The sequence below is a fragment of the Glaciimonas sp. Gout2 genome, assembly GCF_035018905.1.
Classification (GTDB): Bacteria; Pseudomonadota; Gammaproteobacteria; order Burkholderiales; family Burkholderiaceae_D; genus Glaciimonas.
On sequence record NZ_JASJXA010000014.1, the window covers coordinates 109,116 to 127,278 of the forward strand.

15 protein-coding genes and 1 riboswitch are annotated in these 18,163 nt (G+C 49.5%); of the genes, 5 read left to right on the plus strand and 10 right to left on the minus strand.

Annotated features, from left to right (window positions below; genetic code table 11):
• The first annotated feature begins 4 nt into the window (after positions 1–4).
• Positions 5–775, plus strand: a complete 771-nt coding sequence (locus QN379_RS12085) for a BPSS1780 family membrane protein (protein WP_322233303.1) — start codon at positions 5–7, stop codon at positions 773–775.
• Positions 776–838: 63 nt separating this feature from the next.
• Here the strand turns inward: QN379_RS12085 and QN379_RS12090 are convergent, their stop codons facing one another.
• On the minus strand, positions 839–3,121 hold the full coding sequence (locus QN379_RS12090) for a UvrD-helicase domain-containing protein (RefSeq protein ID WP_322233305.1): 2,283 nt from the start codon (positions 3,119–3,121) through the stop codon (positions 839–841).
• Positions 3,122–3,412: 291 nt separating this feature from the next.
• Here QN379_RS12090 and QN379_RS12095 point away from each other — a divergent pair, with 291 nt between their 5' ends.
• Positions 3,413–4,651 (plus strand): MFS transporter, encoded by a 1,239-nt coding sequence (locus QN379_RS12095; protein WP_322240223.1) that lies wholly within the window; start codon positions 3,413–3,415, stop codon positions 4,649–4,651.
• Positions 4,652–4,820: 169 nt separating this feature from the next.
• Complete coding sequence (locus tag QN379_RS12100; RefSeq protein ID WP_322233307.1) at positions 4,821–5,321, plus strand: Dps family protein; 501 nt, start codon at positions 4,821–4,823, stop codon at positions 5,319–5,321.
• Positions 5,322–5,408: 87 nt separating this feature from the next.
• Here QN379_RS12100 and thiE read toward each other — a convergent pair whose 3' ends face one another.
• From thiE to thiC, 5 genes are all read right to left on the minus strand, one after another.
• Positions 5,409–6,035 carry a thiamine phosphate synthase gene (thiE, locus tag QN379_RS12105; protein ID WP_323506728.1) on the minus strand — a complete coding sequence of 209 codons (627 nt, stop codon included), beginning with the start codon at positions 6,033–6,035 and terminating at the stop codon, positions 5,409–5,411.
• Between the two features lie 54 nt (positions 6,036–6,089).
• Positions 6,090–6,935, minus strand: coding sequence for a hydroxymethylpyrimidine/phosphomethylpyrimidine kinase (locus tag QN379_RS12110; protein WP_323506729.1), 846 nt, complete (start codon positions 6,933–6,935; stop codon positions 6,090–6,092).
• Positions 6,932–7,738 carry a thiazole synthase gene (locus QN379_RS12115; RefSeq protein ID WP_416348545.1) on the minus strand — a complete coding sequence of 269 codons (807 nt, stop codon included), beginning with the start codon at positions 7,736–7,738 and terminating at the stop codon, positions 6,932–6,934. Before QN379_RS12115 ends, QN379_RS12110 begins: the two co-directional genes overlap by 4 nt.
• Positions 7,739–7,949: 211 nt before the next feature.
• Positions 7,950–8,150, minus strand: a complete 201-nt coding sequence (gene thiS, locus QN379_RS12120) for a sulfur carrier protein ThiS (RefSeq protein ID WP_322240225.1) — start codon at positions 8,148–8,150, stop codon at positions 7,950–7,952.
• Between the two features lie 8 nt (positions 8,151–8,158).
• Complete coding sequence (gene thiC, locus QN379_RS12125; RefSeq protein ID WP_323506731.1) at positions 8,159–10,072, minus strand: phosphomethylpyrimidine synthase ThiC; 1,914 nt, start codon at positions 10,070–10,072, stop codon at positions 8,159–8,161.
• Between the two features lie 98 nt (positions 10,073–10,170).
• Positions 10,171–10,289: riboswitch (TPP riboswitch) on the minus strand.
• A 280-nt stretch (positions 10,290–10,569) separates the two neighbouring features.
• Here thiC and QN379_RS12130 point away from each other — a divergent pair.
• Together QN379_RS12130 and QN379_RS12135 are read left to right on the plus strand one after the other, a co-directional pair.
• On the plus strand, positions 10,570–13,389 hold the full coding sequence (locus QN379_RS12130; RefSeq protein WP_323506732.1) for a valine--tRNA ligase: 2,820 nt from the start codon (positions 10,570–10,572) through the stop codon (positions 13,387–13,389).
• A gap of 130 nt (positions 13,390–13,519) precedes the next feature.
• Complete coding sequence (locus QN379_RS12135; protein ID WP_416186781.1) at positions 13,520–13,966, plus strand: DUF2147 domain-containing protein; 447 nt, start codon at positions 13,520–13,522, stop codon at positions 13,964–13,966.
• Between the two features lie 158 nt (positions 13,967–14,124).
• On the opposite strand, the gene QN379_RS12140 is transcribed toward QN379_RS12135, so the two are convergent.
• The 4 genes from QN379_RS12140 to ruvA form a co-directional block, all read right to left on the minus strand.
• A complete protein-coding gene (locus QN379_RS12140) occupies positions 14,125–14,967 on the minus strand; it encodes a 2-keto-4-pentenoate hydratase (protein WP_322233319.1) in 843 nt (280 codons plus the stop codon).
• A gap of 95 nt (positions 14,968–15,062) precedes the next feature.
• Positions 15,063–15,521 carry a YaiI/YqxD family protein gene (locus QN379_RS12145; RefSeq protein ID WP_322233321.1) on the minus strand — a complete coding sequence of 153 codons (459 nt, stop codon included), beginning with the start codon at positions 15,519–15,521 and terminating at the stop codon, positions 15,063–15,065.
• Positions 15,522–15,555: 34 nt separating this feature from the next.
• Positions 15,556–16,614: a Holliday junction branch migration DNA helicase RuvB gene (gene ruvB / locus QN379_RS12150; protein WP_322233323.1), complete on the minus strand. Its 1,059-nt coding sequence runs from the start codon at positions 16,612–16,614 to the stop codon at positions 15,556–15,558.
• 129 nt (positions 16,615–16,743) lie between these two features.
• Positions 16,744–17,322, minus strand: coding sequence for a Holliday junction branch migration protein RuvA (gene ruvA / locus QN379_RS12155; RefSeq protein ID WP_322233325.1), 579 nt, complete (start codon positions 17,320–17,322; stop codon positions 16,744–16,746).
• Positions 17,323–18,163: the final 841 nt, after the last annotated feature.

Below are 18,163 nucleotides of genomic sequence, written 5' to 3' on the forward strand. Positions count from 1 at the left end.
TATAATGGAAAAATTACCTGCAAAAACTGGTTGGATCTGGGTAAAAAGTGGCTTTGCGTTATTCCGCAAACAACCAGCTGAAATCTCGACTCTTTTCCTTGCCTATATGTTCCTGATGCTGGCTGTCGGTATCGTACCTGTATTGGGTCAACTGCTACCGCTGATACTGATACCTGTATTTTCAATGGCGTTCATGCAGGCCTGTGTGCAAATTGAGAACGACAAACGCGTTTTCCCAAATTTACTGCTGACGGGATTTCGTTCGCCTGCAGTGAAAAATCTGTTACTACTTGGGTGCTTATATTTACTCGCCGCAATGATCGCCATTGGCGCCTCGGCATTGATTGATGGCGGCGTTTTCTGGGAAGCTATGACCGGACAGATTCCACTTGATGCCAAAACGGCGCAAGAATCGAATATGACATTAGCCATGATGTTCTCTGCCGCCGTGTACGTGCCCTTTGCCATGGGATTCTGGTACGCGGCTCCTCTTATTGCGTGGCAAAAAATGAGCGTATTCAAGGCGATTTTTTATAGCTTTTTCGCGGTTCAGCGTGAGACAAAAGCGTTTATGGTGTACGGACTTTCATGGGTCGTTTTCGGCGTATTGTTCCCTGCCATTATCAGCGTGATCGTCGCGCTGTTAGTAGGTAATGCATCGATTACGCTTATGGTGCTGTTGCCACTGTCGATCCTGCTAACAGTCGTCATGTATTGCTCGTTTTATCCCACCTACAAGCAGGTATTTGGCGAGCCGGAACCCTCTGAAAAGTAAACTCTTGTAGCTTGTTCACTTCCCCGGTCTCCCCGGAGAAGTGAATTATAAGAGATCTGATGCCTACACCTTATCCAGCTTGGCGATCGTTAAGTCCAGCAATTTCATTCCATGCTTGCCAAAGTTAATTTGCGCGCGGGCGTTTCCACCACCACCTTCGATATTGACAATCACGCCTTCACCGAATTTTTGATGGGCGACATTTTCCCCAATGCGCCAACCCACATCCTGTTTCGTGATTTTGTTTGCAATGGCATTGGCGCCATATTGGGGCTCATCAACCCATGCCGCTTTCGGGTGCGCAAACCAGCTTTGTTGCTGTGGTTGTATTTTGGGTGACAACCACTTGAGCGAGTCTTCAGGCAACTCATCGAAGAATCGTGACCGCAGGTTATAACGCGTCTGCCCGTGCAGCATTCGCGTCTGCGAGAAACTCATGTAAAGGCGCTTTTTAGCACGCGTGATAGCGACATACATCAGACGCCGCTCTTCTTCCACGCCAGAGTCTTCTTTTTGGGAATTCTCATGGGGAAACAATCCCTCTTCCAGCCCTGTAATAAATACCGCTTCAAACTCCAGACCTTTGGATGAATGCACCGTCATTAGCTGCAAGGCGTCTTGCCCGGTTTTAGCCTGATTATCTCCCGCCTCTAACGAGGCATGTGACAAAAATGCTGACAACGGCGACATGATGAACGACAGCCGTGCGTCCGCATCAATAATTTCAATCCCATCCGCGGTCGTAATAGAGGCCGCTGCCAACACATCGGCTTGCGGGCCGAGCAATGCCGGCGCTTCTACTCCAAATCCTTCTTCTGAGACGAATAAGGTCGCAGCGTTGACCAATTGCTCCAGATTTTCGATGCGGTCGGCGCCCTCGCGCTCGGTACCGTAATGCGTTATTAGCCCACTCATGCCGAGCATAATCTGCACCATTTCTGGCAACGGCAAATGCTGCGTTTCAAAGCGTGCACCTTCAATTAACTTGAGAAATGCGCCGAGAGAGGTGCCGGCCTTTCCCGCCACGTACGGTACCGCTGCATACAGCGAAATACCTTGCTGACGTGCGGCATCCTGTAGGTGTTCGAGAGAACGCGCGCCAATACCGCGTGTTGGAAAATTCACGACGCGCAAAAATGCTGAATCGTTATGGGGATTGTCCATCAGTTGCAAATACGCGATTGCATGCTTGACTTCTGCACGCTCAAAATAGCGTTGACCGCCATACACCCGATACGGAATGCCAGCTGAAAATAACGCATGCTCAATCACCCGCGATTGCGCGTTTGAACGATACAGGATCGCTATTTCGCTACGCGTTGCACCCTCATTGATCAGGCTCTTGGCTTCCTCGATAATCCACTGGGCTTCGAGTAAATCACTGGTTGACTCGTAAATTCTCACCGGCTCGCCGTGCCCAGCATCGGTACGCAAGTTTTTACCCAGACGCTTGCTATTATTAGCGATTAGCGTATTGGCAGAGTCTAGAATATGACCTTGCGAGCGATAGTTTTGCTCCAGCTTGATCAAATTTTCGACCTGAAATTCACGCTGAAAGGTACTCATGTTGCCGACATTCGCGCCGCGAAATGCATAAATACTTTGATCGTCATCGCCAACGGCAAACACCGCGCCGCCTTGCCCTGCCATCAACTTTAACCATTTATATTGAAGATCGTTGGTATCTTGAAATTCGTCCACCAAAATATGTTTAAAACGGGCTTGATAATGCTCACGCAAAGGCTGATTTCTGACCATCAATTCATAGGTGCGCAATAATAGTTCGGCAAAATCAACGACCCCTTCGCGCTGGCATTGCTGATCATAAAGGGCGTATAACTCGACAAATTTGCGATTGTAGTCATCGTTAGCTTCGACATCGTGCGCACGCAAACCCTGATCTTTTGCACCATTGATAAAGTACATCAAGTTACGCGGCGGATACTTCTCATCATCGATGCTCAATGATTTAAGCAACCGTTTGATCGCCGATAACTGATCTTGCGAATCAAGAATCTGAAACGTCGGCGTCAGCGCGGCATCCTTGTGATGCGCACGTAGCAGGCGGTTGCAGAGGCCGTGGAACGTCCCTATCCACATCCCGCGTGTATTAATCGGCAACATCGCTGATAATCGCATCATCATTTCTTTGGCCGCCTTATTGGTAAAGGTGACGGCTAGTACGCCTGACGGTGAAACTTGTCCGGTTTGAATAAGCCACGCAATGCGGGTGATCAGTACGCGCGTCTTACCGGATCCGGCACCGGCGAGAATCAAGGCTGGTTGAGCGGGCAAAGTGACTGCGGCGAGTTGTTCGGGATTGAGATTCTGAAGAAGATTTTGCATCCCATCATTATAACTGCGCGGCTATAAAAGAAGCGCGTTCCACGAGAGTGCCGAGACTGTTAGGAAGGGTATACGCTATAACATCGGCACACGGCAAGCAATAATTCACTCCAAAGAGTAAAATACTGCGTTGCAGCAAAGCAAAAATCCTGTCTGCGTTGACCTCTTAGGTTACATCCTGGTTACACCGCTTTTTGTCGATTACTCTCGCTTCCTCATCTTTCTACGTTAACTACCATGTCCGAACCAGCCCGCTTCAACCGCGGTAAGCCGTCCACTTCCGAACCTGGCATGTCGCCTGCGCCTGATTTACAGCAAGCGTCAAAGCTAGACGCGCAGCCCCTTTCAGAGGGTGCCGTTAGCTTCCATATTATCGCCACTTCTTTTTTTACTTTTATCTGCTACCTGTCAATTGGCCTGCCATTGGCGGTATTGCCTGGCTACGTCCATGTAGATTTAGGCTACAGTTCGGTGCTAGCTGGCCTCGCCATCAGTATTCAATATCTGGCCACCATGCTAAGCCGCCCGCGCGCTGGCCGCATTGCTGATTCAGTCGGTCCCAAAACATCGGTGTTGTATGGCTTAATTGGATGTACGGCAAGTGGAGCAATATTAATTGTCGCGGCATTATTGCCATCCATCCCATGGCTCAGCTTGGTTATATTGATGCTTAGCAGGTTAGTGCTCGGTTACTCGGAAAGTCTGGTTGGCACCGGGGCCATTGCCTGGGGCATTGGTCGCGTTGGATCTCAACATACCGCACGCATGATTTCGTGGAACGGCATTGCTACCTACGGCGCACTTGCAGTGGGAGCGCCATTGGGCGTCGTGATCGTTCACGCATGGGGTTTGGCATGGGTCGGCGTTGCCATTATCGGGCTGGGCGGGCTTGGTTACTATCTAGCCCGGCGCAAACAAGCCACCGCAGTGATTAAAGGTGATCACCTTCCGTTTAGAAACGTGTTGCGCCGCGTGTTGCCGCATGGTCTCGGGCTGGCCCTTGGGTCAGTCGGATTTGGATCAATTGCTACTTTTATTACCCTCTTTTATGCGAGCCATCATTGGTCTAACGCCGCCTTCGCTCTCACATTATTTGGTGGCTTTTTTGTGGGTGCCCGGCTCTTATTTGGTTCGGTGATTACACGATTTGGCGGCTTTCGCGTGGCAGTTGCCTGCTTTGCAGTCGAGGCAGTGGGATTGCTGTTGCTTGGCTTCTCCACCGCTTCTTGGGTCGCGTTATGCGGAGCGGCCCTAACCGGCTGTGGCTTTGCGCTGGTTTTTCCTGCACTAGGTGTCGAGGCCGTGCGCAGGGTGCCGCAGCATAATCGCGGAAGTGCGCTAGGCGCTTACTCCATGTTTTTAGACGTGGCGCTCGGCATTACCGGACCGTTAGCGGGATTAATCGCCACCGCATTTGGTTATCCCGAAGTATTCCTGTTCGCTGCCCTGGCTGCGCTTGCAGGTGTTGCCTTAACGATCACTCTGTATAGACGCTCGGAACAGTCGATGGGAAATATGTCGATTGAGTGATTGGTTAACAGCGCGTCCTACACGATTGAACGTAACTTCAATCGTGACAAGGCAATCGGATTTAGACGTCTGGTGTCGCTATGCATCAAATTGACATAGAATAGTTGCAAACAAACATATAAGTATTTTGGCAATTCCAAAACCCGTAGCCCACAGAAGGAGTAATCCAATGGCAAAGATAGCCGCAAAGAAAAACGTCGCAGTCATCAACATCGGCATCAACGATAAAGACCGCAAGAAAATTGCAGACGGCCTCAGCAAATTACTCGCCGACACGTACACGTTATATCTGAAAACGCACAATTTCCATTGGAATGTGACCGGTCCAATGTTCAACACATTGCATTTGATGTTTGAAGGTCAGTACACAGAACTCTCGCTTGCCGTTGACCTGATTGCTGAACGCATCCGCGCATTGGGTTACCCGGCACCTGGTTCATATGCTGCGTTTGCTAAATTATCGACAATCGCCGAGGCAGTTGGCGTCCCGACCGCAACAGAAATGATTCAACAACTCGTCGCAGGACAAGAGTCCGTCACACGCACTGCTCGCTCAATTTTCCCAGTAGTCGACGCCGCATCTGATGAGCCAACGGCGGATCTTTTGACGCAACGCATGCAGCTGCATGAAAAAAATGCATGGATGTTGCGTAGTTTGCTAGAGGGCTAATTTTTAGGCCGTGGCCAATCGTATGAAGATATTAAAACGGCGCAATCAGCGCCGTTTTTTTTCACCGTCGTGAGCAATTTCGAAGTGCTAACGCGTAAACAGAGCGACGAATTCACGCGCTGCTGCGACCGGATCATCAGCCAGATAAACACTACTAATCGCCGCCACCATATCAGCGCCAGCCGCCACTAATGGCATCGCATTTTGTGCCGTCATGCCGCCGATAACGACATTTGGTAACGCGATCTCAGTTTTAGCGATTGTCATGATTGACGCTTGCGTCGTCACGTCGTATTTTTTTACTTTGGATGGATAGAATCCACCGAATGCAACATAACTAGCACCACAACGTACAGCATCGTGCGCCAGTTCCAAGCTGCCGTAACAGGATGCACCAACGATTTTATCTGGACCGACTTTGGCACGTATTTCTGCCACGCTGGCGTCAGTGCCACCAACGTGAATGCCGTCCGCGTCCAAAGCCAGACAAAGATCAACATGATCATTGATGATGAACGGTCGCTGGTAGCGCCGACACAATGCAAATAATAATGCGGCTTGCTCCTGACGTAACGCGGCATCTGCGGTCTTATGACGATACTGTAGTAACGTCGCACCGCCTTGCAATGCTTGCTCGCTTACCGCGAGCAATTTGGCCGTATCATCCCAGTCCGGCGTGACAATATAGAGGCCTTTCAGGTTAAACGTTTTCATAACGACTCCTTCGTATTCTAAAAAAATGCCGACGCCAAAGTTAGCCGATGTGGGTTAAGCAAGTTGCTTTAAACGATTCGGTATGCGCTGCCCATCGGCGATGCCGTATGACGATGTCAACGTTTGCTGACAATACGTCTGCGCAGCGCTGATCGCTTGTTCCATCGACATTCCCTGCGCCAACAATGCTGCCAAAGCTGCTGCGAGAGTGCAACCGCTACCATGAAACTCTCCCTGCAAGCGTGGCCAACGCCAGCTCTGCTGGTGTTCGCGGGTGTACCACCGATTCAATACGTGATCCTGCTCGGGGCCATGTCCACCCTTCAACAATACATGCTGACACCCACGCGCCAACAATTGCTGCGCCTGAACATCGGGATCATGATCCGCGCTAGATGGAGAGCCGCATAACCGGTTCGCCTCAATCCGGTTCGGCGTAATCACCGTTGCCAAGGCAAACAATGGTGCTAGCGCGGCAATTGGGTCTTCCGTCGACAAGGTGTCGCCCGCACCGTTTGCCAACACGGGGTCAAACACCACTGGCAAGTCAGGCTGGCGTGCACGCAGTTGGCGTATGATGGCGGCGATCACGTCGGCGTTGGCGCGATTGCCCACAATGCCGAGTTTGACGGCTGCGATCTCGATCCTGTCCACCAAGACTTGCGCCTGTTGATGAACCAGATCAGCCGCCACCGGATAAACCCCGAAGACACGCTGGTTATCCTGGACAGTGAGGACCGTCACGACCGACATCGGGTGCGCACCAAGTCCGGCAATGGCGGTGATGTCGGCTTGCAAACCGGCACCACCGCTAGGATCAGAACCCGAGAAGACCAAAACGCACGGAGGCGTTGAGCGCTCTGTAGTCGATTCTGAAAGACTGGATTGTCTCCCCGTCACTTTACACGCCCAGCCATAGGCGACGAGGGGGACGCTGCAAAGCGCTTAGGAATTCTCCCCGCCAGATAAGCTTCACGACCGGCTTCAACCGCCAAGCGCATCGCTCGCGCCATGCGAATCGGGTCACGCGCGCCAGCAATCGCCGTATTCATCAACACGCCATCACAGCCCAACTCCATCGCAATCGCGGCGTCGGAAGCAGTGCCAACTCCGGCATCAACTAACACCGGTACTTTAGCCTGATCGATAATCAGCGATAAATTCCAAGGGTTCAAAATCCCCATTCCGGACCCAATTAATGAAGCCAGTGGCATGATGGCAACGCAACCGATTTCCTCGAGAATACGCGCCTGAATCGGATCATCGCTGCAATACACCATGACATCAAAACCATCTTTGACGAGTGTTTCTGCTGCTTTCAAGGTCTCGGGCATATTGGGAAACAAAGTCTTTTCGTCGCCGAGTACTTCCAGCTTTGCCAACTTGTGACCGCCCAGTAATTCACGGCCTAATTGCAACGTATACACGGCATCTTTCGCCGTATAGCAACCGGCAGAATTGGGCAATATCGTATAGCGCGACTGCGGCACAACATCTAGCAGATTAGGCGCGTCTGGGTCTTGGCCGATATTGACCCGACGAATCGCGACCGTAATAATTTCTGCACCGCTGGCTTCAGTCGCGTCACGCGTTTGGTCCAGATCGCGGTATTTCCCACTACCGACTAGCAGCCGCGAACGGTAGGTTTTCCCTGCGATAATCAAGCCACTATCCTGTTGGCTTTCTGAGAGGGCATTGTGCATGTTCATGATTTTTCCTTTCGAATTGCTTTGATGGTTCGGTAACGCTCAGCGCTACCGAACCAATATCGTTGCAAACAGTTGCATTTGGCAGGCAAGACATTCGCAGCATAAATTGACGTAAGGACAGCTTATGGTCTGCGTGATGGCAGAGATCGCCAGCACCCAACTTCACACCCCGCCTTACGCTCGCTTTATGCCAGTTACGCCAACCTTAACCGCCCCCGATAGCCCGCACCACGTCGACCTTATCATGTGACTGCAAGACATGCTGCGCCCATAAGTGGGACGGTACCACCTGACGATTGACCGCCACGGCAATCGCCTTGCCGGACATCGCCAGCGCCGCTACCAACTGCTGCAACGTCTGATGATCGTCGAGCTGATGCGGCGCACCGTTAAGTTCGATTTCCATCATCACGCTCACTGTTTTCTATAAATTTCCGCACCGCTTTTGATGAATTCGATGGACTTCACTTCCATCCCTTTCTTCAACGCAGCGATCTCGGTGATACCTTGCTTGGCAGCGTATTCCCGCACTTCCTGTGTGATTTTCATGGAGCAGAAATGGGGCCCACACATCGAGCAAAAATGCGCTACTTTGGCAGAATCCTTCGGCAACGTTTCATCGTGAAATTCGCGTGCTTTATCTGGATCAAGACCAATATTGAACTGGTCATCCCAACGGAATTCGAACCGTGCTTTAGACAATGCATTGTCACGAATCTGAGCACCGGGATGGCCCTTCGCCAAATCCGCGACGTGCGCTGCAATTTTGTAGGTGATGATGCCGTCCTTCACATCAGCTTTGTTCGGCAAGCCCAAATGCTCCTTTGGCGTGACGTAACACAACATCGCGGTGCCATACCAACCGATCGTGGCCGCGCCGATGCCGGACGTGATGTGATCGTAACCCGGTGCAATGTCAGTGGTCAGCGGTCCCAATGTGTAAAACGGTGCTTCGTCACATTGCTCAAGTTGCAGATCCATGTTTTCCTTGATCAAATGCAGCGGCACGTGGCCCGGCCCTTCGATCATTACCTGCACATCATGCTTCCACGCAATTTGGGTGAGCTCACCCAGCGTTTTCAATTCGGCCAGTTGTGCCTCGTCGTTGGCATCATAGATCGATCCTGGACGCAATCCATCACCCAGACTGAACGAGACGTCATACGCTTTCATGATCTCGCAGATGTCCTCGAAATGGTCATACAGGAACGATTCCTGATGATGTGCAAGACACCATTTCGCCATAATCGAACCACCGCGCGAAACGATTCCGGTTAGCCGCTTGGCAGTCATCGGCACGTATTGCAAACGCACACCGGCGTGAATCGTAAAGTAGTCAACGCCCTGCTCGGCTTGCTCAATCAGTGTGTCACGGAAAATTTCCCACGTCAGATCTTCGGCCTTGCCGTTGACCTTTTCCAACGCCTGATAAATCGGTACAGTGCCAATTGGCACAGGTGAATTACGGATGATCCATTCGCGGGTTTCATGAATGTGTTTGCCAGTCGACAAATCCATGACGTTATCGCCGCCCCAACGAATCGCCCAAGTCATTTTTTCGACTTCTTCACCAATCGATGACGTGACCGCTGAGTTACCGATATTGGCGTTAATCTTCACCAGGAAGTTGCGCCCGATAATCATCGGCTCGACTTCAGGATGATTGATGTTGGCTGGAATAATGGCACGGCCACGCGCTATTTCTGAGCGGACAAATTCTGGCGTGATTTCTGCTGGAATACTTGCACCAAACGATTGCCCCGGATGTTGACGGCCCATCAAATCAGCGAGACGATTGCCCATTGGGCCGGACGCTTTTAACTCTTCCAGATATTCCTGACGACGCATATTTTCGCGGATAGCGACGTATTCCATTTCCGGCGTCACGATGCCTTGACGCGCATAATGCATTTGCGAGACATTTTTACCTACTTTGGCACGGCGAGGTTTGCGTTGCAAGTTGAAACGCAATTCTGTCAACTTTGGATCGTTTAAGCGCTCAATCCCATATTCCGAGCTTGGTCCAGATAGCTCGTCGGTATCTTCCCGCTCGGTGATCCAAGGTGTGCGTGGTGTCGACAATCCGGACCGAATGTCAATTTTGACGTCCGGGTCGGAATACGGTCCCGAAGTGTCATAGACATAAATGGGGGGATTTTTTTCGGCACCGAACGACGCTTCGGTGTCGGATTGGGTAATTTGGCGCATCGGCACACGAATATCCGGCCGCGATCCTGTGACATAGATCTTGCGGGAATTCGGTAGTGGCTGAATGGCTGCTTCATCCACCGTGGCGGTGGCAGATAGAAATTTTGGATTTGCGTTCATTTTGGCTCCTTTGCGTGGTTGTCTCGGCGTGGAGCCAGCAAAGGAGTTTTCGAGAATGCGGCGGAATAACGGCGTGAAGCGTTATGAAATAAGGCCAACAACAAACTCGACGGCTTCCCTTCGCTGGCATTACCCAGATCAGGTTCAGAGGGTGTTTCTCACCCGACTATCAGTGTTAATAAATTAACGCTGATAGTCAGGACCCCTAGCATTTTGCTAACTTGGCGTAATTTCAAGCTAGCGAACTGAATTCTAACACCGACAATCCAGATCGCGCGAAGATTTACATTTGCTCTTCAAGAAAGTTTTATACATTGTTGATCAGACTATTTACTCTGATCAACAATAAATATTCTGACAAAAAATGATCTTTGCCTCCTCAAAGTAGGGCATTTGACCATTTTATAGTCACGTTCCTTAAATATGTCTGGCCTATGTGCCGAAGCAAACGTGTCGTCCTTTATAATCATTGTTTTAGCAAAAAACACCACTAAATCATGGAATTAGCCAAGTCTTTCGACCCTGCCGAGATTGAACAATTTTGGCGTAGCGAGTGGGAAAAACGCGGGTACTATGCCGCGACCACCGATGCCAGCAAACCATCGTTCAGCATTCAGTTACCGCCACCAAATGTTACCGGCACCTTGCACATGGGCCACGCATTCAATCAGACCATCATGGATGGCCTGGTGCGCTACCACCGCATGCGTGGCTTCAATACCGCATGGATACCGGGAACCGACCACGCCGGCATAGCGACCCAAATTGTGGTCGAGCGTCAACTCGATGCGCAAAAAATATCGCGTCACGATCTAGGCCGTGAAAAATTTATCGAAAAAGTCTGGGAGTGGAAAGAAAAATCTGGCTCTGCGATTACCGCCCAGATGCGTCGCCTTGGATCATCCGCCGATTGGGATCGTGAGTATTTCACGATGGACACCGACTTATCCGGGACCGTGACCGAGGTCTTTGTCAGACTATTCGAACAAGGTTTAATTTATCGCGGAAAACGTCTGGTCAACTGGGACCCGATGCTCGGCACGGCAGTTTCTGATCTCGAAGTGGTATCGGAAGAAGAAGACGGTTCGATGTGGTACATCCGCTATCCGCTGGTCGATGGCAGCGGTCATTTGACCGTGGCCACCACGCGCCCGGAAACCATGCTCGGCGATGCCGCCGTTGCCGTCGACCCAACCGATGAGCGTTATCGTCATCTGGTCGGCAAGATGCTGACGTTGCCATTGTGCGGTCGCGAAATTCCGATCATCGCCGATGAATACGTGGATAAAGAGTTCGGTACCGGCTGCGTGAAGATCACGCCAGCGCATGACTTTAATGATTATGCGGTGGGTCAGCGTCATAATCTGGACAAAATCAGCATCCTGACACTCGATGCAAAAATCAACGAGGAAGCGCCACAACAATATCAGGGCATGGACCGGTTTGTCGCACGTAAACAAATCGTCGCCGACCTTGATGCACTCGGTCTGCTCGAATCGGTTAAGCCGCATAAATTGATGGTCCCACGTGGAGACCGCACTGGCGTTGTGATTGAGCCAATGTTGACCGATCAATGGTTTGTGGCGATGAGCAAACCGGCACCAGAAGGCACGCATTTCCCAGGCAAATCGATTGCCGAAGTCGCGCTGGAAAAAGTCGCTAATGGTGAAATCAAGATGGTGCCAGAGAACTGGAACACCACTTACAATCAATGGCTCAACAATATTCAGGATTGGTGTGTTTCGCGTCAATTGTGGTGGGGCCATCAGATTCCCGCCTGGTACGACGAAGACGGAAAGATCTACGTCGCGCGGACCGAAGCGGAAGCGCAGACTCAAGCTGGCAACAAAGTTATCAGACGCGATGATGACGTCCTCGATACCTGGTTCTCTTCTGCGCTGATACCTTTTTCAACGCTTGGTTGGCCTGAAGAAACGCCTGATTACAAAATGTTCTTACCATCATCAGTGCTGGTGACCGGCTTTGACATTATCTTCTTTTGGGTTGCACGGATGGTCATGATGACTACCCACTTCACCGGCAAAGTGCCGTTCGGGACCGTATACGTGCATGGTCTGGTACGCGATGGTAGCGGCCAAAAAATGTCTAAATCCAAAGGAAATACGCTCGATCCAATCGACCTGATCGATGGCATTGACGTCGAAACATTGGTCACAAAACGCACCACGGGTCTAATGAACCCAAAGCAGGCAGATAGCATCGCCAAGGCTACGCGCAAAGAATTTGCCGATGGCATTCCCGCTTTTGGCACCGATGCGCTGAGGTTCACCTTTGCTTCACTAGCGACGCTTGGTCGCAATATTAATTTTGACCTGAGCCGTTGCGATGGTTACCGGAATTTCTGCAACAAATTGTGGAACGCTACCCGCTTTGTTCTGATGAATACCGAAGGTAAGGATTGCGGATTTGAAGGTCATACAGCTGGCGAGTGCAACAAAGAGAAGCTGGATTTCTCTTATGCAGACCGTTGGATTGTTTCTCAATTACAACGCACCGAGATCGACATCGCGAAGGGTTTCACCGACTATCGTTTCGATAATATTTCATCCGCTATCTATAAATTCGTATGGGATGAATATTGCGATTGGTATTTGGAAGTCGCAAAAATTCAGATACAAAACGGCAGCCCGGCACAACAGCAAGCTACGCGTCGAACGTTATTACGGGTGCTGGAAACTATTTTGCGTCTGGCCCATCCGATCATTCCTTTTGTGACTGAGGCATTGTGGCAAAGCGTTGCACCATTGACTGGCCACGTGATGGATCCAGCTGGCGATTCGATCATGCGTCAATCTTACCCAGAAGCACGCCCTGACAAAATCGATGAAAAAGCGGAAGCATGGATGACAGAATTGAAATCCCTGACTGATGCCTGTCGTAATCTGCGGGGTGAAATGCAGCTGTCGCCAGCATTGCGGATACCACTGATTATTGCTGGTGATGCATCAAATCAAGCGGCTCTGAAAGCATTCGCGCCATACCTGCAAGGACTAGCAAAATTATCGGAAGTGCAAGTATTAGAGGATTTCCCCGAGTCTCCGGCACCTATTTCCATCGTCGGTAATGCTAAGCTAATGCTGAAGGTAGAAATTGATGTTGCCGCCGAGCGTGAGCGCCTTACCAAGGAGATCACCCGTTTGGAAGCAGAAATTACAAAAGCACAGGCGAAACTAAGCAATGACAGCTTTGTAGCTCGGGCACCCGCGCAAGTGGTTGCGCAGGAACAAGAGCGCGTGGCTAGTTTTACCGCCATCTTGGTTAAACTAAACGAACAGTTTGCCAAACTGAAGGACTAGAAACGCATCACAAAGCCTCATTGCATTATGAAACCCTGTAAATCAATGTGCGTAGGCGGGTAAATTAAGTGGCTAAAGTAAGTTGTTAAATAAATCGCTTACGCACAACAAAAAAATAAGGGAGACATGCATGAAAAAAAGTTCAATGAGTATCCTCGCGGCTGGTTTGCTCCTAGCATTTTGCGCCACGGCGCAAACTACATCTCCAGTTGGATTATGGAAAAATATTGACGACTCTACCGGCAAGCCCAAAGCGTTGATTCGGATAACTGAATCTGGTGGTGAGTTGTCAGGAAAGATCGAAAAATTATTTCGTGAGCCCAACGAAGAAGCTAATCCGAAGTGTGTCAAATGCGAAGGCGACAATAAGGACAAGCCAATTGTTGGCCTGACAATGCTGCAAGGTATGAAGGCTGATGGCGCTGAGTACAGTGGTGGGACTATTCTGGACCCAGCAAACGGTAAGGTCTACAAAAGCAAGATGTCACTTCTTGATGACGGTAAAAAATTAAGCGTACGCGGATATATCGGGGTGCCCTTGCTTGGACGCTCACAAACCTGGGTGCGTGAAGAATAAGGTTAACTACTTCAGTACGCTTATTGAGATTTTAAAGCTCTTGGTAAGGTTATTAAGCCTAAATTAATGTGATGAAAATATGCCACACAATGTTGACGTTGCGTGGCATTTTTGCATTCGACCCTCATTAGATGGATGAGGGTTGAGTTGTTTTTTAGCTATATAAATGACAATGTTAAGCCAGGAAGGGCTACCCCAGAAAATGCCGTCACCCACGTTTGCCCCCGTTGGACTGGATATGCATCAGTCCAGGTCCCCGTTGTAATTACCTCACCAGCGGAGAGCGGTGAAAATTGTGGCTGGGTTTTAAGTAACTGATGTAAATGCCATACGGCGTGTAACGGGCTATCAAGCACATCGCTACCAAATCCAGCACCGCATAAAGTCACGGAATCCTCGGTACAACAAGACAATGAAACGCTCGCATTGGCTAATATATCTCCCAAATTACGTCGCGTAGCGGTCGACAGGACGTGTGGCTCTCCGATGATCAGAGTGCCGTGCAAACCGAATGCGGCGATGGCATCTGCAGCCTCAAATTTCCAATCAGGGAATGGGCACACAACGATCTCAAACGCATGCGCCATCCACTCAATACAATCGGCCAACTCACTGAGACTTGCATCCGGACTTGGAGTGGTTCCCAATTTGAATACGATTTCGGGTTCGATTCGTGGTTGTACCGCGCCTTCTAGACTTTGGATTCCTCGGTTGTCTTCAGCAAAACGCACGGTGCTATCAAAAATATGCGCCCACATGAGTGACTCAATGGGTTGATTAACCCCATACTTGGGCCATAAAGTACGATTGGTGAAACCTAATTTACGCCCTTTTGGAATCTCTCCACGACTAATGCTCGCGTCAAGAATTCGCTTGGAAATATCATAGCCATCTACCGGCAATAACGCCTCGCCGTTGGAAAATGGGGGTAACAATCGAGCGCTGGCTCTGGCATCGATGAGTTGATGCGCGTACCGATTAGCTTTTGTTGACATGAGCATGGTTCGCTTACACAAATTGGTGACGACTATCGCATTGTCTGTGACGTTTAATTTTTACACAAGCATCGCCTTGACGAATATGCGTTTCTTCCTTGTTAAATAGACGCTTTTTGTAAATGCCGATCTAATTGCGCGGCAAAATGATGGCGATCACTCTGGCTAAATATTGCTGGTCCGCCAGTATCGACACCCGATCCGCGCAACTCCTCCAACCATTTTCTCATAGCTAAATGCTGTTGAATATTATCGAGATTATAAAACTCGCCACGAGGATTTAGTGCGTCGCCGCCACAATCAAGGACTTGTGCTGCCAGCGGAATATCGGCCGTAATGACTAAATCTCCCGGATGCAACAAACGTATTATTTCCTGATCTGCAACATCAAATCCCGCTGGCACTTGAATTGCCTTGATAAAACGAGAGGGTGGGGTTCGCAATAACTTGTTGGCTACCAACGTAATCGTCATGTGACGCCGTTCTGCAACGCGAAATAAAATTTCTTTAATCGCATTGGGACAAGCGTCAGCGTCAATCCATATCTGGAAAGTTGACATTTTTGCGCCGGAAGCATCTCCGCCCGAGGGGTTGTTAATTTTGGCCCCAAAGTTCGCCGTTGGGACCGGTCTGCGGCGCACTAACACCAAAGTGCGCATAGGCAGCAGGAGTCGCGATCCTACCTCGCGGCGTCCGCTGCAAGAAGCCTTGCTGTATCAAATAGGGCTCCAGCACGTCTTCAATAGTGTCACGCTCTTCGCCTATTGCTGCGGCCAAATTATCAAGACCAACCGGGCCACCACCAAATTTAAAGAGCACAGCTTCGAGCAATTTACGATCCATTACATCGAATCCGACTGGATCAACATCTAGCATAACTAACGCGGCATCGGCGATGGCTTTAGTTATTTCACCATTTCCCTTTACCTCGGCATAGTCTCGAACACGTCTTAAAAGTCGATTGGCGATACGTGGCGTACCACGGCTGCGCTTAGCAATTTCAAACGCGCCATCCCCGACTATTGGCGCGTTGAGTAAAGCCGAACTGCGCGTAACAATTCTGGTTAATTCTTCCGGCGTATAAAATTCCAATCTGGCAACGATGCCAAAACGATCCCGCAGCGGATTTGTTAACATTCCCGCACGAGTCGTCGCACCAACCAACGTAAAAGGTTGCAAGTCGAGCCGGACGGAGCGTGCGGCTGGACCTTCTCCGATCATAATATCTATTTGATAATCCTCAAGAGCAGGATAAAGAATTTCCTCTACGACCGGTGAAAGCCGATGAATTTCGTCAATAAAAAGAACATCATTTGCTTCGAGATTCGTCAATAACGCAGCTAAATCTCCCGCTCGCTCAAGGACCGGACCTGATGTTTGGCGTAAATTAACACCCATTTCACGGGCGATGATGTGGGCTAGAGTAGTTTTTCCCAGCCCTGGAGGTCCAAACAGCAAGGTATGATCCAATGCCTCTTTACGTTGGCGAGCAGCAGTAATAAAAATTTCCAACTGCTCACGAATTTTTTGCTGCCCTACATATTCATCTAAATGCTTTGGTCGCAGCGCACGTTCAATTGCCTCTTCGTTTGGAGAGGCCGGAGTGGCCGCGATAATTCGCTGCTCGGTAAAGTCGTCGGTTTGAATGCTCATGATCGAATTGTAGCCGGACTGAAAGGTTTAGATGTCGTAGTTTAGATAAGCTTGCTACGGCCATATCTGAATGAGGGAAAATTTGATACTCATCGGCTTATTGCGAAAATTAGCATTAATAAAATAACATTACAATTTGGATAACGCCTTCAGTGCCAATTTAATACCGTCGGATACTGTAATGTCCTCTGGTATTTGCTTTAAAGCTAGCGATGCCTCTTTATCGGAATAACCTAACGCAACCAACGCATTCAAAATATCACCCGTCACAACGTTAACGGGGTGTCCTCCGACCGCGCCAATATCAGCACCTAGTTTTCCTTTTAACTCCAGCAATAAACGTTCTGCAGTTTTTTTGCCAATGCCAGGAACCTTGGTCAAGCGTCCCGCCTCTTGCAACGTGATCGCCTGTGCTAAGTCGTGAACTGACATTCCAGACAAAATTGAGAGCGCCATACGCGCACCTACTCCACTAATTTTGATTAGTTGTTTAAAAACGTTGCGCTCTTCCGCGGTGCCGAATCCAAACAGTACATGCGCATCTTCTCGTATGGCCAAATGTGTCAATAAGACGACCCTTTCTCCAATTGCGGGAAGATTGTAAAAGGTGCTCATGGGCACTCCTACTTCATAGCCGACGCCATTGCAATCAACTATTAATTGCGGCGGATTTTTCTCAAGTAAAATCCCGGAGAGACGACCTATCATCTTAGTAGCACCTTAGTCTTAATTTATACGAAATCATACAGGACAACTGGTTAAAAACCCAGTAGTTGTCTGTTTGTTGTTTTGCTTAGTAGCGTATTTTGGATATAGATATTCTAGGCATTGCTATTTAACTGGATGACGTCATTGCTCATGCGGTTCACACGTTGGCGAAAATATGCTGTCTCTTAATGCTCTCGTAAATTTTTTTTACATAAACGATGCCTCCACAGGATCGTCGGGCGCTAAGTAACTTATAAGGCATTATTATCGGGGTAGATTATTGTGCGCAAAGTTGTCTTTCGGGATTTCCAAGAAAAATGCATGACAATTTCGCGATGTTAACTTACAAATCAAACCAGAATGACGAGACATTGATCGATTGGGTTTAAAGAATGATCGTAAAGTAAAGTTTGGTGAAGGCAGGCTTGATCAAAGGGCGGTGACAGATATCTTTCCAAACACGGCGGGAGGCAATTATTTTGGTGTAGTGGGATGTGACTTAATGGCTTATGGCCCAGTGATTACCGGTTGGTGGCTATAGTTTTTATAAAAAAATCGTTACCACTATAAATATGACGAGATTGCTTACCTAAGTATCTCAAGATTGGGAGAGCGTGGCGAAATGTGAGGCTGTAGGGTTGAGTTTGACTGTTGGCACTGAGGGAATTTGTCTTGCAGACTACATCTTATCGGCGCGCGGGGTGATGATGCGTAGTTAATGTTGGTGTGTGTTGGTGTGTGTTGGTGTGTGTTGGTGTGTGTTGGTTGGGTGTTGGGTGTTGGGTGTTGGGTGTTGGGTGTTGTCATTGCATAAATCGTTTCTGCAAAGCAAAAACCCTCC

What these genes read in the sequence shown, in the direction of transcription:
- QN379_RS12115 (WP_416348545.1), bottom strand. Translation starts at nt 7,738, where the DNA reads ATGCACAATGCCCTCTCAGAAAGCCAACAGGATAGTGGCTTGATTATC.
- ruvA (WP_322233325.1), bottom strand. Translation starts at nt 17,322, where the DNA reads ATGATAGGTCGTCTCTCCGGGATTTTACTTGAGAAAAATCCGCCGCAA.
- QN379_RS12095 (WP_322240223.1), top strand. Translation starts at nt 3,413, where the DNA reads ATGTCGCCTGCGCCTGATTTACAGCAAGCGTCAAAGCTAGACGCGCAG.
- thiC (WP_323506731.1), bottom strand. Translation starts at nt 10,072, where the DNA reads ATGAACGCAAATCCAAAATTTCTATCTGCCACCGCCACGGTGGATGAA.
- QN379_RS12100 (WP_322233307.1), top strand. Translation starts at nt 4,821, where the DNA reads ATGGCAAAGATAGCCGCAAAGAAAAACGTCGCAGTCATCAACATCGGC.
- thiE (WP_323506728.1), bottom strand. Translation starts at nt 6,035, where the DNA reads ATGAAAACGTTTAACCTGAAAGGCCTCTATATTGTCACGCCGGACTGG.
- QN379_RS12090 (WP_322233305.1), bottom strand. Translation starts at nt 3,121, where the DNA reads ATGCAAAATCTTCTTCAGAATCTCAATCCCGAACAACTCGCCGCAGTC.
- QN379_RS12085 (WP_322233303.1), top strand. Translation starts at nt 5, where the DNA reads ATGGAAAAATTACCTGCAAAAACTGGTTGGATCTGGGTAAAAAGTGGC.
- QN379_RS12145 (WP_322233321.1), bottom strand. Translation starts at nt 15,521, where the DNA reads ATGTCAACTTTCCAGATATGGATTGACGCTGACGCTTGTCCCAATGCG.
- QN379_RS12140 (WP_322233319.1), bottom strand. Translation starts at nt 14,967, where the DNA reads ATGCTCATGTCAACAAAAGCTAATCGGTACGCGCATCAACTCATCGAT.
- ruvB (WP_322233323.1), bottom strand. Translation starts at nt 16,614, where the DNA reads ATGAGCATTCAAACCGACGACTTTACCGAGCAGCGAATTATCGCGGCC.
- thiS (WP_322240225.1), bottom strand. Translation starts at nt 8,150, where the DNA reads ATGGAAATCGAACTTAACGGTGCGCCGCATCAGCTCGACGATCATCAG.
- QN379_RS12135 (WP_416186781.1), top strand. Translation starts at nt 13,520, where the DNA reads ATGAAAAAAAGTTCAATGAGTATCCTCGCGGCTGGTTTGCTCCTAGCA.
- QN379_RS12130 (WP_323506732.1), top strand. Translation starts at nt 10,570, where the DNA reads ATGGAATTAGCCAAGTCTTTCGACCCTGCCGAGATTGAACAATTTTGG.